Origin of the sequence: Streptomyces sp. NPDC015127 (assembly GCF_043080095.1) — a bacterium.
Classification (GTDB): Bacteria; Actinomycetota; Actinomycetes; order Streptomycetales; family Streptomycetaceae; genus Streptomyces.
In genome coordinates, this window is sequence record NZ_JBIBVE010000011.1 from 17,005 (window position 1) to 30,520 (window position 13,516).

General features: G+C 70.2%; 13 protein-coding genes. 9 read left to right on the forward strand and 4 right to left on the reverse strand.

The features are described from left to right. The first annotated feature begins 179 nt into the window (after nucleotides 1–179). Nucleotides 180–926: a TetR/AcrR family transcriptional regulator gene (locus ACF08N_RS21685; protein WP_392326285.1), complete on the forward strand. Its 747-nt coding sequence runs from the start codon at nucleotides 180–182 to the stop codon at nucleotides 924–926. A gap of 245 nt (nucleotides 927–1,171) precedes the next feature. On the opposite strand, the gene ACF08N_RS21690 is transcribed toward ACF08N_RS21685, so the two are convergent. Continuing rightward, nucleotides 1,172–2,371, reverse strand: coding sequence for an acyl-CoA dehydrogenase family protein (locus tag ACF08N_RS21690; protein ID WP_392326286.1), 1,200 nt, complete (start codon nucleotides 2,369–2,371; stop codon nucleotides 1,172–1,174). Between the two features lie 49 nt (nucleotides 2,372–2,420). Further along, nucleotides 2,421–3,986, reverse strand: a complete 1,566-nt coding sequence (locus ACF08N_RS21695) for a class I adenylate-forming enzyme family protein (RefSeq protein ID WP_392326287.1) — start codon at nucleotides 3,984–3,986, stop codon at nucleotides 2,421–2,423. Nucleotides 3,987–4,170: 184 nt separating this feature from the next. Between ACF08N_RS21695 and ACF08N_RS21700 the strand changes: the two genes are divergently transcribed. Beyond that, nucleotides 4,171–4,767, forward strand: a complete 597-nt coding sequence (locus tag ACF08N_RS21700; protein ID WP_392326288.1) for a TetR/AcrR family transcriptional regulator — start codon at nucleotides 4,171–4,173, stop codon at nucleotides 4,765–4,767. Between the two features lie 230 nt (nucleotides 4,768–4,997). Here ACF08N_RS21700 and ACF08N_RS21705 read toward each other — a convergent pair whose 3' ends face one another. Continuing rightward, nucleotides 4,998–6,206 carry an MFS transporter gene (locus tag ACF08N_RS21705; protein WP_392326289.1) on the reverse strand — a complete coding sequence of 403 codons (1,209 nt, stop codon included), beginning with the start codon at nucleotides 6,204–6,206 and terminating at the stop codon, nucleotides 4,998–5,000. 730 nt (nucleotides 6,207–6,936) lie between these two features. Here ACF08N_RS21705 and ACF08N_RS21710 point away from each other — a divergent pair. Beyond that, on the forward strand, nucleotides 6,937–7,122 hold the full coding sequence (locus ACF08N_RS21710; protein WP_392326290.1) for a hypothetical protein: 186 nt from the start codon (nucleotides 6,937–6,939) through the stop codon (nucleotides 7,120–7,122). 57 nt (nucleotides 7,123–7,179) lie between these two features. Continuing rightward, nucleotides 7,180–7,758, forward strand: coding sequence for a dihydrofolate reductase family protein (locus tag ACF08N_RS21715; protein WP_392326291.1), 579 nt, complete (start codon nucleotides 7,180–7,182; stop codon nucleotides 7,756–7,758). 93 nt (nucleotides 7,759–7,851) lie between these two features. Here the strand turns inward: ACF08N_RS21715 and ACF08N_RS21720 are convergent, their stop codons facing one another. Continuing rightward, nucleotides 7,852–8,649, reverse strand: a complete 798-nt coding sequence (locus ACF08N_RS21720; RefSeq protein ID WP_392326292.1) for a VOC family protein — start codon at nucleotides 8,647–8,649, stop codon at nucleotides 7,852–7,854. Between the two features lie 181 nt (nucleotides 8,650–8,830). Between ACF08N_RS21720 and ACF08N_RS21725 the strand changes: the two genes are divergently transcribed. The 5 genes from ACF08N_RS21725 (at nucleotide 8,831) to ACF08N_RS21745 (ending at nucleotide 13,515) form a co-directional block, all read left to right on the forward strand. Next, a complete protein-coding gene (locus tag ACF08N_RS21725; protein WP_392326293.1) occupies nucleotides 8,831–9,682 on the forward strand; it encodes a HipA family kinase in 852 nt (283 codons plus the stop codon). After that, nucleotides 9,679–10,062, forward strand: coding sequence for a DUF3037 domain-containing protein (locus tag ACF08N_RS21730; RefSeq protein ID WP_392326294.1), 384 nt, complete (start codon nucleotides 9,679–9,681; stop codon nucleotides 10,060–10,062). The genes ACF08N_RS21725 and ACF08N_RS21730 overlap by 4 nt, the downstream gene beginning before the upstream one ends. 184 nt (nucleotides 10,063–10,246) lie before the next feature. Then, nucleotides 10,247–11,008 carry a 3-oxoacyl-ACP reductase FabG gene (gene fabG / locus ACF08N_RS21735; RefSeq protein WP_392326295.1) on the forward strand — a complete coding sequence of 254 codons (762 nt, stop codon included), beginning with the start codon at nucleotides 10,247–10,249 and terminating at the stop codon, nucleotides 11,006–11,008. A 16-nt stretch (nucleotides 11,009–11,024) separates the two neighbouring features. Continuing rightward, the gene (locus ACF08N_RS21740; protein WP_392326296.1) at nucleotides 11,025–11,807 is read left to right on the forward strand and encodes an SDR family oxidoreductase; all 783 of its coding nucleotides are present in this window, start codon (nucleotides 11,025–11,027) and stop codon (nucleotides 11,805–11,807) included. 127 nt (nucleotides 11,808–11,934) lie between these two features. Next, complete coding sequence (locus ACF08N_RS21745) at nucleotides 11,935–13,515, forward strand: ABC transporter substrate-binding protein (RefSeq protein ID WP_392326297.1); 1,581 nt, start codon at nucleotides 11,935–11,937, stop codon at nucleotides 13,513–13,515. The last annotated feature ends 1 nt before the right edge of the window (nucleotide 13,516 follow it).

Below are 13,516 nucleotides of genomic sequence, written 5' to 3' on the forward strand. Positions count from 1 at the left end.
GCAGGCGCCTTGGCGGCTTCACGCATTCGAGCTCAGCGGTTATTCCGGCGAGCCCGCCACGGGTGTTTCCGGAGTGCGATCCTCACGCAGACGCGCTACAGCGGATGCTATACGCTAAAGCGGCCGCCGCAGCCGACCAATGAAGCGGGTCGGATCGACTTGAGCAGGAGGTGACGACGATGGAGGGGCGTACAGATCCCGGTCTGCCTGCCTACATTGCGGACGCGTGGGGGCTGCGCGCCCGGCCGATCAAGGGCCCGAAGCGCGGGCTGAGCCTGTCGCGCATCGTGGACGCCGCGGTCTCCGTGGCCGCCTCGGAGAACCTGGCCGCCGTCTCGATGAGCCGGGTGGCCTCCGAACTCGGCGCGTCCCCCATGTCGCTCTACCGCTACGTGTCCTCCAAGGAAGACCTGCTGCTGCTCATGGTGGACGCGATCTACCAGGCGCCCCCGTCCGTGCCGATGCCGGGCGAGGCATGGCGCGAGGGCCTGCGCCGCTGGGCGTGGGAGCAGCGCGCGATTCTGCGCCGGCACACCTGGGCCCTGTACGTCCCGATCAGCGGCCCACCGGTGACCCCCAATCAGATCACCTGGCTCGAACACGGTCTGGAGTGCCTGCGCACGACCGAGCTGGCCGAGGGCGAGAAGCTCTCCGTGATCATGCTGCTGAGCGGCTACACGCGCAACGAGGCGATGGTGACCGCCGAGGTGCAGCAGGCGTTCCTCGCCGCGGCGCCGGACGAGCGGGCGGCCATGGCGTCCTACGGCCAGTTGATGCGCAAGCTCACCGACCCGGAGCGGTTCCCGGCGCTCAACCAGGTGATCGAGGCCGGGGTGCTCGACGAACCCACCGGCGGTGACGACGAGTTCGTGTTCGGCCTCGACCGGATCCTGGACGGGGTCGGCGTCCTGATGCACACGCGGTGAGCGCCGGGCCCGGGGCCTCTCGAAGCTGAGGCTCAGTGGGGCGGGTTCAGTTCGCCGAGGAGTTGCTGGGTGTCTTCGCCGAGTCCGGGTGCGGGGCGGCGGAAGCTGGTGAGGCCGGCGCCGAAGGTGACGGGGAAGCGGGCCTGGGGCGTTGAGGTGGTCGCGTCGGGCTCCGCGAACAGGTTGGTACCGTGGCGTACGGGTCGGTGAGCAGTTGACGGTCATGGAACGGTGCCTCACGGACGTCAGTGGTGGAAGGCCAGCATCTTGGCGATGCCGTTGCGCTGGATCTCGGACGTGCCGGTGAGGATGCGGAACATGCGGATCTTGCGGAAGAGGTACTCGATCTCGGTCCCCTGGGTGAGCCCCTCCTTGCCGTGGATCTGGACGGCCTCGTCGAGGATGCGGAAAGCGGACTCGGCGACGAACAGCTTGCACATGAACGCCTCGGCCTGGACCTCGCGGCCCTCGTCGAGGGCGGCGAGCGCGGCGTACGTCATGGAGCGCGCGGCATAGAAGTCGGTGGCCATGTCGGCGACCTTGTGCTGGATGGCCTGCAGCATGAGCAGCGGCTGTCCTCCGGCGACCTTGCGGGTCCGTGTCCGGTTCAGCGTCAGATCGAGGGCGCGGCGGGTGGCGCCCAGGACCGTGGGGCAGTGCAGCAGGCGGTTCGTGGTCACCCGGCCCAGTGCGATGCGCATGCCCCTGCCCTCCTCGCCGAGGAGGTTGGCGGCGGGAACGTAGCAGTCGTCCAGGACGATGTCGCTCTCGATGTGCTCGCCGGACATCGGGGTCGCTCCGTCCTCGACGCGGCAGCCGGGGCTGTCGAGGTCCACGAGGAACGCGGAGAACAGCGGCTTGTCGCCTTCCTGTTCACCGGTGCCGGCCATGCGGGCGACGACGATCGCGAAGTCGGCGAACGGGCCGGCGGAGGAGAAGACCTTGTGCCCGGTCAGCCGGTAGCCGTCACCGTCGGGCACGGCGACGGTGCCCATGGAGCGGACATCGGAGCCGGCGTCGGTCTCGGTGAGGGAGAAGCAGCAGGCGCGCTCGCCGCGGATCAGCGGCAGCAGGAACGTGTGCAGTTGGTGCTCGGTGGCGTGCTGGAGGATGTCGCCCGCGCGCAGGGGGCCGCCCATGTCGCCCAGGACGCAGTGGGACAGGACGCGTCCGCTGGCGCCGACCTCCTCCTTGAGGGCGGCGAGTTGGGTGTAGGTGAGGTTCTGCCCGCCGTACTCCTCGGGCAGATGGATGCCGTAGAAGCCGAGCTCGCGGCTGCGGCGCCAGACCGGTTCGAGGTCGGCGCGGGTGAGTCGGCCGGCCGGGGTGATGCCGCGCTCGCGTTCGTAGTCGGCGAGTTCGCCGTCGAGGTAGTCGCGCAGCCGGTCGACGAGTTCGGCCGTGCGCGGATCGTCGTAGGTGGGACGCAGAGAGAAGGCGGTCATCGAAGGCTCCTGTAGCGGCAGAGTTGCGTAACGGTGGTGGCACGCGGGGTCAGTTGACGCGGCGCGAGGCGTCGGCCCAGTACGGTTCGCGCACGGCCCTGCGGTCGAGCTTGCCGTTGCGGTTGTGGGGAAGCTCGGTCACGAAGTCGACGGAGCGGGGCTTCTTGAGCCGGTCGAGGCGGGAGGCGCAGAAGGCGATCAGCTCGTCGGCGGTGACGGCGGCGCCGGTGTGCGGGACGACGACGGCCTTGACGGCCTCGCCCCACTGTTCGTCGGGAACGCCGACGACGCAGGCTTCCCGGACGGCCGGGTGCTCGTACAGGGCGGCCTCGACCTCGGTGCAGTAGATGTTGAAGCCGCCCGAGATGATCATGTCCTTCTTGCGGTCGACGAGGAAGAGGTAGCCGTCCTCCCTCATCCAGGCGAGGTCGCCGGTGTGCACCCAGCCGTCGCGGAAGGTCTCCGCGGACAGCTCGGGCTCCTGCCAGTACTCGCTGACGCAGTCGGGGCCGCGCACGATGATCTCGCCGACCTCGCGCGGACCCAGCTCCCGGCCCGCCTCGTCGACGACGCGCATCTCGGTGTCGTAGGTGGCCCGCCCGCACGACTGGAGCAGTTCGGGGTCCTCCTTCACCGCATGGGCGATCTCGTCGCTGCTCAGGCCCGCGACCACGCTGGTGGTCTCGCCGAGTCCGTATCCCTGGGCGACGACGGGGCCGAAGAACTCCACGGCGTCGCGCAGTCGCTGCGGTGAGATGGGTGCGCCGCCGATCCGCACACTCGTCAGGGAGGACAGGTCGTAGTCCGCGGCGCCGGGGTGGGCGAGCACCATGTTCACCATGGCCGGGACGAGGAAGGTGGCGGTGATGCGCTCCTTCTCGACCCTCTCCAGGAAGGTCTGCGCGCTCCAGGTGGGCAGGACGTAGGTCGTCGAGCCGCCGAACACACCGGCCAGCAGGCCCATGCCGGTGGCGTGGGTGATGGGGCCGCAGGCGAGGTAGCGGGTGCCCGGGCGGGGCCGGGACTCGTCGGCCATCAGCAGCTTGCGCATGTTCGCGAGGCGGTTGCCGACCGTCTGCACCGCGGCTTTCAGCGCTCCGGTGGAACCGGAGGTGAAGTTCAGAACGCATGGTTGTTTTTCGTCCACCTCGACGAGGAACGGCGCGTCGTCGCCCTCGGCCAGCAGCGTGTCGTAGGCGACCTCGGACGAGCCGGGGTCCTGCCGGCCGTCCAGCGGCACGGGCACGCAGGCGGTGCCGGCCGTGGCGATCGCGGCCAGGGCGTCCTCCGTGTGGGCCGCGTCGAAGACCAGGACCCGCACGGGGACGTAGCGCAGGATGTGCTCGATCTCCCCCCGTCCGAGGCGCGCGTTGATCGGCGCACGCGTCAACCCCGCCTTGTAGAGGGCGAATTCGACCTCGACGAGCTCGCCGCGGTTCCACGCGAGCGAGGCCACCGCGTCACCGGGACGCAGGCCCAGGGCGGACAGGGCGGAAGCCAGACGGTTGGTCGCGCGGTCGAGCCCGGCGAAGGTCCAGGAGCGGTCCCCGCACACGAGAGCCGGAGCCTGGGGCCAGTAGCGAGCGCTGCGCGACAGATAAGTGCCGAGATTCATGAAGACCTACTCCAGGAAACAAGGGCGAGGCAGATGGACAGGGCGGATGGTCGACCGCGCGGATAGCAGTCGACAAGAAGATCTACAAACAGATCAATTGCAGACAGCTTGTTCAGTAAGCGTTGAGGTGTCAAGGCTCTTCTAGACTGGGCGCGCACACAGCGCCACGATCGAGGAGGGGCTCATGGCAGAGGACAGACGCACGAGACGGTCACGCCGCGCCCTGGGAGCGGCCTTGGTGGAGCTGGTCCTGGAGCGCGGTTTCACCGCGCTGACCGTGGAGGACATCACGGAGCGGGCGGACGTGGCCCGCGCGACCTTCTACGCCCATTTCCGGGACAAGGAGGACCTGTTCGCCCGCGTGACGGCCGACCTTCTGGCCGGACTGGCCGAGCGGTTGGAGCCCGCGGTCGCCGACAGTGCGATCGGCTTCACGGGCAAGCCGGTGCTCGAGATGTTGCGCCACGCGCGCGAGGAACGCGACCTCTACCGGATCGTTCTTCGTGGCGAGGGTGACGGCAAGCCGCTGCAGATGTTCGTGGACGCCTGCGCGCGGGCGACGGCGGAGGAGTTCCGCGCCCGCGCGGAACGCAACGCCGTGAAGCCGCGCGTCGACCCCGAACTGCTCGCGCGGGTGTGGGTGGGGGAGCAGATCGCCGTGCTGCGCTGGTGGGCGGAACAGGACATCCCGTCACTGCCCGCGGAGGAGGTCGTGCGCATGCTGCTCGACCTGGCGCTGCACGGCAGGTACTGGGCCAGCGGCTTCGAGCCGCCGGCCTGAGCGGACGGCCGAGCGCCCGGCCCGGCCACTGGGCGGGGCTTCGAACAGCCTTGCCTGAGCGGCCGGCCGCGCGCCCCGGCCCGGCCACTGGGCGGGCGGCTACGAGCCGCCGGCCCGCGGACGGCCGAGCGCCAGGCTCCGGGGGCAGAAGGCCCGCGCTCAGCCCTGAAGGGAGTCGGCCTGCTTGTCCGGCCGAGCCGTCGCTCAGGTGCCGCGCGCCGTTCGTGGGCTCACGCCGAGGCGGCCGGCCGCGGTGCGGGGTCGGTCGCGCCGGTCAGGCCCAGCCGCCGCGCGTCCCGCTCCGGCCGGATGGCGACCAGGGCCACCAGCCCGCAGACCAGCATGACGGCGGCGGACAGCAGGTAGGCGTGGGTGTAGCCGGCGTTCTGCGAGGCGGCGGAGTCCAGCAGATGCCCGGTCAGATACGGGGAGACGAGGCCCGGCAGGGTGCCGGTCGCGGCCACGATGCCGAACACCGCCCCCCGCTGGAGCGGTGGGACCACGGCGGAGGCGGTCATGTAGTGCAGGGGAAAGACGATGGCATGCCCCCCGAAAGCCACGGCGAGCAGGGCGAGATGGGCCCCCCTGCCGTCGACGAACGGAAGCGCGGCCATGGCCAGGGCCGCGACCGCCACGGCGACACCCTGAGGGGCGCCGCTCGACCAGCGGCTCGAAACGCCGCGGCGGCGGAGCGTGTCGACGAGCGGGGGCACCGAGAGCAGCAGGACGAGGCTGAAGGCCGAGATCGCGCTGATGAGCGTGGCCGCCCCGCCCGGCGTCATGTCGAGCTGCGTACGCAGGTAGACGGGCAGCCAGGCATGGCTCAGCGCCAGCGCCCAGGAGGCGCCGAACGCCCCCGCGATGCTCCCGAGCACCGTGCCGTTCAGCAGTAGGCGCCGGTACGGCAGTCGCTCGCCTCGCGCGGACGCGCGCGCGGTGCCGGCCGGTGGGTGCGCGTCCGCGCCCGGCGGGCGCTCCTGGCCGTACGGGCCGTCGTGCCCCACCCGCCACCACACGAGGCTCCACACCATGCTCGTCACCGCGAGAACGACGAACGCGGATCGCCAGCCGAAGCCGGTGATGAGCCACGTCACGACCGGTGCCGCGACCAGCATGCCCAGCGCGGCGCCGCTGATCTGCAGCGACGAGGGCAGACCCCGCCGGTCCGCCGGGAACCACTTGTACAGCGCGTGCATCGACATCGACGCCGCGGGCCCCTCGGCCGCCCCGAGCAGCACCCGGCCCGCCACCAGCGCCGGCACCGACGCCACGACCAGTACCGGCAGCTGGGCCACCGCCCACAGTGCGGCCATCGTGAACAGCAGGACCCGGCTGGAGATCCGCGCGGAGGCGAAGCCGACGACCAGTCCCGAGAGGCTGAACAGCAGCGAGAAGGAACTGGAGATCACCCCGTACGTGCTGCCTGATGCCGAGCTCATCCATGATCGGCACGGCCGCGAGCCCCAGGACGGACTTGTCCGCGTAGTTGATGAGCATGAACGTCACGATCATCGCGGCGATCAGCCACGCGTGCCGCCGATCGAACTCCGGATGCGGCGGAGTTCCGACGGCATCAAGAGGCGGGGCGGACGAGGACGGTTCGACCATGGGGCACTCCTGCGGCTCGGGAGGGGAAGGGTGCGGAGGCGGCGCGGACGGGCTCGCGCTCGCAGCGCGCGTCGGCCCGGAAGGGGCTGCCAGGCCATACGATCTCGTACAGGCGGTCTGGTAACGATCGAATGATGTGGAAACGTAACGCCCGTCGTGTGGGCGGTCAACGGTCGCGCCGCATCCCGTTCGAAAAAGCGCACACCTCTGTTGCTCGAACTGAACAGTATGTATGTTATCGAGTGACCAGTTCGAAAGCATGCCTGAGAGCGGAGCAATGTATGACCGTGACGGCCCGTTGAGTGATCTCTTGTGGGCCCGCGGGTACACGGGCCTGGCTACGCGGGCCGGCCTTCGACAAACCCATCGAGGCCCAGCGGTACTACGCCGTCATCGCCCCCAGCTGCGCCCCTTCGGCTACAACGGCCCCACCGGCATCCGCGAACACCTCCTGACCGCCCGCGCCACCGGAGCGCCCGGCAGCGGGTTCCGCTACCAGAACGGCAACGATTGCTGCGCTGCGGCGGGGCGGTCGGGGGCCTGCAGGTCGTACCCGAGGAGGTGGCCACGACCGTCACCAGCGGCGTCCCCGCCGCCTACGCTTCCCCGCCGCACCCCCCGAATCGCCGGGCACCGGCCGCCCCGCTCGCCCAGGCGTTCCTGAGGATCGGCTCCCACCTGCGGAGCGCCTCCGATCGTGCGGTGCGCTGTCCCGGCAAGCTGATCGACGCGCCGGACCGCCGCTGAGCAGGACCAGGCAGTGCCGGTCAGGGGGGTGGCTGCCACGCCGACGGAGGAGACCCGATGGGAAAGATCGTGATCAGCGAGAACGTCTCGCTCGACGGAGTCGTCCAGGACCCGACGGGTGAGGAGGGCTTCGCGCGCGGCGGCTGGTTCGGCCGGCTGGGGGACAAGGACCGTGAAGCGTGGGCCGAGGTCGAGTCCGACGAGGCGCTGGGCGCCGAGGCCCTGCTGTTGGGCCGGCGGAGCTACGAGTGGTTCGCGGCGCGGTGGCCGTCACGCAGTGGCGCGTGGGCGGACAGGTTGAACAGCCTGCCCAAGTACGTCGTGTCCTCGACCCTCGAAGACCCCGACTGGAACAACTCGACGGTTCTCGCGGGCGAGGTGGTGAACGAGGTCTCGAAGCTGAAGCAGGAGCTGGACGGCGACATCGTCGTCTACGCCAGCGGTCGGCTCGTCCGCACGCTGTGGGAGCACGACCTGGCCGACGAGCTGCGGCTGATGGTCCACCCGGTCGTGCTCGGGGCCGGCGAGCGCCTCTTCGGCGAGACCGGCGGCACGAAGTCCATGCGCCTCCTGAGCATCCGGACCCTCGGCGACGGCCTCGCCTACCTCACCTACGAGCTCGTCCGGGACGCCTGACCCCGAGCGGCACGGCCCGCCCCGCCCGAAACTGCCGCACGGGCCTGGTGCCGCTTCGAGCCGGGGCGGGGCGGGGAGCCGGCCTGCCGGGGTTCAGCTCTGCGCCGGGGTGAGGACCACGAAGTCCGCGTTCCACGGGTCGAGGCAGACGGCCAGCCGACCTACACCCTCGGCGTCCTCCGGTCCCATCTGCACACTGCCGCCGTTCTCGGTGACCTTGGCGACCGCGGCGTCGCAGTCGGAGACGGCGAAGACCGGGTGCCAGTACGGCCGTCCGTTCGTCAGGCCGAGGTTGTCCTTGGGGAGCTCCATCAGGCCGCCGTGCATGCGCTCCTCGGGAAGCCCGGCGGGGGTGATGAGGGTGTACGTGCCCCCGCCGCCGGGCAACGCCATGTCGCTGAACTGCCAGTCGAAGACGCCGCCGTAGAACTCCTTCGCGGCCGCGACGTCGCTCGTGTACAGCTCGGTCCAGGACAGGGAGCCCGGCTGGTCCACCAGCTCGGCGCCCTTGTTCGTCCCCGGCTGCCAGACGGCGAACTGGCCCCCCAGCGGGTCGCTGTACTGCGCCATCCGGCCCCAGTCGTCGAGGTCCCGCGGAGCCACCCGCACCGTGCCGCCCCCGCGCTCCACCGCCTGGGTCGCGGTGTCCGCGTCGGTGACCTTGTAGTAGATCATCCAGGCCGGACGCGCGCCCTCCTCGGTGAGCTTGCCGAGCCCGGCGACGACCTTGCCGTCCTTCCGGAACATGCCGCCTTCCATGTCTTCCCCCTCGCCCATGGACTCGTAGTCCCACCCGAGAACGGCGCTGTAGAAGGCCGCCGCGCCGCGGACGTCGGGGACTCCGAGGTCGAGCCAACAGGGAGAACCATGGGCGAAGTCGGTGGTGATCATGGCGATGATTCCCTTCCGTGGATCCTTGGTGAACCCAGCGTGACACCGGGCACTGACAATCGCCCGTCAGCCGCTCACTCCCCGGATTCGTTTCCATGCCGGCCAAGGCCCCGCAGGGCGGAAGCGCCGGTTCCGGTCACGCCGTTGATCCTGAAGCACAGATAGCGGATAGCCTGGGAAAATGCTTACAGAGGTCATCGCGACCCGCTACGTCACGCCCTTGCGTGAGGGCGGCTCCCTCCCGGGCATCGTCGAGGCCGACGATCTCGGTACGTACGTCATGAAGTTCACGGGCGCGGGGCAGGGCCGCAAGACCCTGGTCGCCGAGGTCATCTGCGGGCAGCTCGGGCGGCGCCTGGGACTGCGGGTCCCCGACCTCGTCAGCATCCAGCTCGACCCCGTCATCGGGCTCTCCGAGCCCGACCAGGAGGTGCAGGAGCTGCTCAAGGCCAGTGGCGGACTGAACCTCGGCATGGACTTCCTGCCCGGCTCGCTCGGCTTCGACCCGCTCGCCTACGCGGTGGACGCGCGGGAGGCGGGCAGGGTCGTCTGGTTCGACGCGCTGATCAACAACGTGGACCGCTCCTGGCGCAACCCCAACATGCTCGTCTGGCACGGGGACCTGTGGCTCATCGACCACGGCGCCACCATGATCTGGCACCACAACTGGCCGGGCGCCGCGGCCTCCGCCGCCAAGCCGTACGACGCGTCCGACCACGCGCTCGCCCGCTTCGCACCCGACATCGCCGCGGCCGCAGCCGAGCTCGCGCCCCGCGTCACCGAGGAGCTGCTGACCGAGGTCGCGGCCGACGTGCCCGACGAATGGCTGGTCGACGAGGCCGGCTTCGACTCCACCGACGCCGTGCGCCGCGCCTATGTCGAGGCGCTGCTGCTCCGCGCGGCGACCATCCACGAGCGCATCACGCTGGACACGCCCACGAGGACCGGGGAGCCGCAGCCGCCCGGCTGGCTGACCGAGCACCTGAAGCCGTGGCCGCACCCGACCAGGAAGAGCAAGGAAGCCGACCGGTGAGCGACAGGGACGTATTCGAGTACGCGCTGCTCCGCGTCGTGCCGCGGGTGGAGCGCGGGGAGTGCTTCAACGCCGGCGTCGTCGTGTACTGCCGGGCGAAGAGCTTCGTGGCCGCCCGCACCCATCTGGACGTGGCCAAGCTGAAGGCGCTGGACCCGGACGCGGACGTCACCGGCGTACAGGCCGCTCTGCACGCCGTCGAGGGCGTCTGCCGGGGCGGGGAGGACGCCGGGCAGGCGGCGCGCGACGACGCGGGCCGCCGCTTCCGCTGGCTGATCGCCCCGCGGTCCACGGTCGTCCAGCCGGGCCCGGTGCACACAGGTCTGACGCTCGATCCCGAGGCGGAGGTGGAGCGCCTGCTCGACCTGCTGGTGCGCTGAGGACCCAGCCGAGCCGGTGTGATGTGCGACGCCGGGCCCGGACGCCGTTGACACCGGGTGCCAGGGCTTCTAGCGTCCTTTCTGCCGAGGTACTAAGCGGTCGCTCAGCGCGCAGGAGCCGGGAGCGACCGCCCCAGGGACCCGGCCCAGGCATTGACGGGCTTCAAGGGCGAGGAGAACCAGAATGTCCACCACCGAGCAGCGTGTGGCTGTCGTGACCGGAGCCGCGCGCGGCATTGGCGCCGCCACCGCCGTCAGGCTCGCGGCCGAGGGCCGCGCCGTGGCCGTACTCGACCTCGACGAGGCTGCGTGCAAGGACACGGTCGAGAAGATCACCGCGGCCGGCGGCAAGGCCGTCGCCATCGGCTGCGACGTCTCCGACGCCGCACAGGTGGAGGCCGCCGTCGCACGCGTCGCCGAGGAGCTCGGTGCGCCGACGATCCTGGTCAACAACGCCGGCGTGCTCCGCGACAACCTGCTCTTCAAGATGAGCGAGTCCGATTGGGACACCGTGATGAACGTGCACCTCAAGGGCGCGTTCCTGATGGCCAAGGCGTGCCAGAAGCACATGGTGGACGCCGGTTTCGGCCGTATCGTCTCGCTCTCGTCGTCCTCCGCCCTGGGCAACCGCGGCCAGGCCAACTACTCCGCGGTCAAGGCCGGCCTCCAGGGCTTCACCAAGACCCTCGCCAAGGAGCTCGGCAAGTTCGGCATCACCGCCAACGCCGTCGCGCCGGGCTTCATCGTCACCGAGATGACCGCCCAGACCGCGGCGCGGATCGGGATGGGCTTCGAGGAGTTCCAGGCCGCGGCGGCGAGCCAGATCCCCGTCCAGCGCGTCGGGCGCCCTGAGGACATCGCGAATGCGATCGCCTTCTTCACGGGCGACGACGCCGGATTCGTCTCCGGCCAGGTCATGTACGTGGCCGGCGGCCCGCTCAACTGACGAGGGGATGACGGACATGGCAGAGGGACAGCGAGCAGGGGAGCGGCAGGTGCCGGACAGCGGCAAGGTCGCACTGGTCACCGGTGCAAGCCGGGGCATCGGCTACGGCATCGCCGAGGCGCTCGTCGCCCGCGGCGACCGGGTGTGCATCACCGGGCGCGGCGAGGAGGCGCTCAAGGAGGCCGTGGAGCGGCTCGGCGCCGACCGGGTCATCGCGGTGGCGGGCAAGGCCCACGACGAGGCGCACCAGGCGGTCGCGGTCGAGCGCACCATGGAGGCGTTCGGCCGGGTGGACTTCCTGGTGAACAACGCGGGCACCAATCCGGTCTTCGGCCCCATCGCCGATCTCGACCTGAACGTGGCGCGAAAGGTCTTCGAGACCAATGTGATCTCCGCGCTCGGCTTCGCCCAGCAGACCTGGCGGGCCTGGCAGAAGGAGAACGGCGGTGCGATCGTGAACATCGCCTCCATCGCCGGCGTCTCGGCGTCCCCGTTCATCGGGGCCTACGGCATGAGCAAGGCGGCCATGGTCAACCTGACCCTCCAGCTGGCGCACGAGTTCGCGCCGGTCGTACGGGTCAACGCGATCGCCCCCGCGGTGATCAAGACCAGGTTCGCCGAGGCCCTGTACGAGGGCAGGGAGGCCGAGGCGGCCGCCGCGTACCCCATGGGCAGGCTCGGCGTGCCGGAGGACATCGGGGGCGCGGCGGCGTTCCTCACCTCCGATCAGGCGGGGTGGATCACGGGGCAGACACTCGTCGTGGACGGCGGTATGTTCCTCAACGCAGGTGTGCACTGACGCCCACCGGACCAGCCTGAGCGGATTTGCGCCTCAATGATCCAAGTGCCCCGCCGGACCTCCAGGTTCATCCGGCGGGGCGCTGCGGTATGGTCTGCCGACCCATGGCTGAACGAGGAGCGTGCACGTGTTCTACCGGACCTGTCTGCAGGCCACTGCAGCCCTAGCGTCCATATCTCTGCTGGCAGGGTGCGGCCTGTTCTCCGACGAGGACACCGGCAGTGAGCAGAAGATAGCGGTCGGTACGACGAGTGAGCCGAGCACACTCGACCCGGCCGCCGCCTGGGACGGCTCGTGGGAGCTGTACCGGAACGTCTTCCAGACGCTGGTCAGCTTCCCGACGGGGTCCACCACCCCGCAGCCGGACGCGGCCGAGGGATGCCGCTTCTCCGACGCCGCCAACAAGGTCTTCGAGTGCAAGCTCCGCGCCGGTCTGACCTTCACCAACGGCGACAAGCTGGACGCGGCGGCGGTCAAGCACTCCATCGACCGGATCAGGAAGATCGACGCGCAGGGCGGCCCCACCGGCCTCCTCGGCTCCCTCGACAGGATCGAGACGTCCGACGAGCGCACGGTGACGTTCCGGCTCAAGACCCCGGACGCCACGTTCCCGTTCATCCTCGCCACCCCGGCGATGTCGATCGTCCCGCCCTCGGAGTACCCCGCGGACAAGCTCCGTGAGGACGGCAAGCTGACCGGTTCCGGCCCGTACGCGCTGGACTCGTACGTCAAGGGCGAGCACGCCGAGCTGACCCGGTTCAGCAAGTACAAGGGCTTCGCCAAGATCCAGAACGAGGCCGTCACGATCCGGTACTACCAGGACTCGGACGTGATGACGCGGGCCCTGAAGGACCGGAAGATCGACGCGATCAACCGTGGTCTGACCGCGGAGGAGGTCGTCGAGCTCCAGGAGAAGAAGCCGGAGAACGATCACCTCCAGCTGGTCGAGACCGTCGGCGCCGACATCCGCTACCTGGTCTTCAACCCCCGGGACCCGTACGCGGGCAAGCTCGCCGTGCGGCGCGCGATCGCCCAGATCATCGACCGCGGCGCGCTGGTCGAGAAGGTCTACCACGGCACGGCCGAGCCGCTGTACTCGATGGTCCCCAAGGGCATCGCCGGACACACCACCGAGTTCTACGACCGCTTCGGCGAGCCCAATGTGACCAAGGCCAAGGAGATCCTCGAGAAGGCGGGGATCACCGAGCCCGTGCCGCTGACCTTCTGGTACACGACGGACCGCTACGGCTCCTCCACGGCGCCCGAGTTCGCCGAGCTGAAGCGGCAGCTCGACGAGACGGGCCTGTTCGAGATCACGGTCCAGGGCAAGCCCTGGAAGGAGTTCCAGGCCGGCTACCAGGCCGGCCAGTACCCGGTCTTCGGCCGTGGCTGGTTCCCCGACTTCCCGGACCCCGACAACTTCATCGCACCCTTCGTCGGCCCGAAGAACGTGCTCGGCACGCCGTACAACAGCCCGGAGATCACCGAGCAGCTGTTGCCCGCGTCCCGGCGCGAGAGCGACCGCGGGGCGGTCACCAGCCAGTTCGAGCGGGCCCAGGAGATCCTTGTCGAGGACGTGCGGCTGCTGCCGCTGTGGCAGGGCAAGCTGTATGTGGCGGCGAGCGAGGAGATCGGCGGCGGCGAGCGGGCCCTCGACCCGCAGACCGTCATGCAGATGTGGGAGCTGTACCGCAAGACGAGCTGGTAAG

Bases quoted from the DNA above. Each gene is read 5' to 3' on its own strand.
- ACF08N_RS21685 (WP_392326285.1), top strand. From the start codon at position 180: ATGGAGGGGCGTACAGATCCCGGTCTGCCTGCCTACATTGCGGACGCG.
- ACF08N_RS21690 (WP_392326286.1), bottom strand. From the start codon at position 2,371: ATGACCGCCTTCTCTCTGCGTCCCACCTACGACGATCCGCGCACGGCC.
- ACF08N_RS21695 (WP_392326287.1), bottom strand. From the start codon at position 3,986: ATGAATCTCGGCACTTATCTGTCGCGCAGCGCTCGCTACTGGCCCCAG.
- ACF08N_RS21700 (WP_392326288.1), top strand. From the start codon at position 4,171: ATGGCAGAGGACAGACGCACGAGACGGTCACGCCGCGCCCTGGGAGCG.
- ACF08N_RS21705 (WP_392326289.1), bottom strand. From the start codon at position 6,206: ATGAGCTCGGCATCAGGCAGCACGTACGGGGTGATCTCCAGTTCCTTC.
- ACF08N_RS21715 (WP_392326291.1), top strand. From the start codon at position 7,180: ATGGGAAAGATCGTGATCAGCGAGAACGTCTCGCTCGACGGAGTCGTC.
- ACF08N_RS21720 (WP_392326292.1), bottom strand. From the start codon at position 8,649: ATGATCACCACCGACTTCGCCCATGGTTCTCCCTGTTGGCTCGACCTC.
- ACF08N_RS21725 (WP_392326293.1), top strand. From the start codon at position 8,831: ATGCTTACAGAGGTCATCGCGACCCGCTACGTCACGCCCTTGCGTGAG.
- fabG (WP_392326295.1), top strand. From the start codon at position 10,247: ATGTCCACCACCGAGCAGCGTGTGGCTGTCGTGACCGGAGCCGCGCGC.
- ACF08N_RS21740 (WP_392326296.1), top strand. From the start codon at position 11,025: ATGGCAGAGGGACAGCGAGCAGGGGAGCGGCAGGTGCCGGACAGCGGC.